This is a genomic window from Falsihalocynthiibacter sp. BN13B15 (assembly GCF_041205415.1).
GTDB lineage: Bacteria > Pseudomonadota > Alphaproteobacteria > Rhodobacterales > Rhodobacteraceae > Falsihalocynthiibacter > Falsihalocynthiibacter arcticus.
On record NZ_JBGFCE010000069.1, the window covers coordinates 1 to 719 of the forward strand.

Here is a 719-nt window from a genome sequence, read left to right on the forward strand (position 1 = left end):
TTCTGGGCGCTTTTCACCGATAACTTGATCAATTTGATCGTGCTGGCAGGGGTCTGCCAGTTCGTCTTTAACATGCCCACCGAGATCGTTTTCGGGCGTATTTTACCGGGTGCCGCTGTGGCGATTATGGCGGGCATCGCCGTCTATTCGTGGCTGGCAAAACGCACCGCCGAGAAAGAAGGCCGTGACGTGACCGCGATGCCCTACGGTATTTCAACGCCCGTGATGTTCGTCTACCTGTTTGGGGTCATTGGACCGATTTACTGGTCCACCCAAGACGCAATGCTTGCGTGGCAAGTCGGTATTGGCGCAGGTTTTATCGGCGGGATTGTTGCCGCAATGGGCGCTCTCGTTGGCCCTATGCTCAAGAAAGTAACGCCGCGTGCGGGGATGCTCGGAACACTTTGCGGCATCGCGCTGGTGTTCATTGGCACCGTACCGCTGGCCACCGTGTTTGAGGATCCGATCGTAGGATTTGCATCGATGATCATTATCCTTTGGGGGTTGGTCGGGCGTTTTAGGCTGCCATTCAACATTCCGGCGGGTTTGCTGGCACTGATCGTCGGGACGGTCGTGGCGTTGATGATCGGCAAGGCGTCGATCAGTTTTGAGGGCGTGGGATTTTATCCGCCGCTGCCGTATTTTGGCGACCTGATTGTAGGAATCCAGCACCTCTTTGCCAATCCAGAACTGTTCTTGGTCCTGATACCCGTCCAGAT

General features: G+C 55.6%; 1 pseudogene. It reads left to right on the plus strand.

The window, feature by feature from the left end:
• Positions 1 to 719, plus strand: a pseudogene (locus AB9F26_RS22170) (xanthine/uracil/vitamin C permease); the annotation flags it as partial.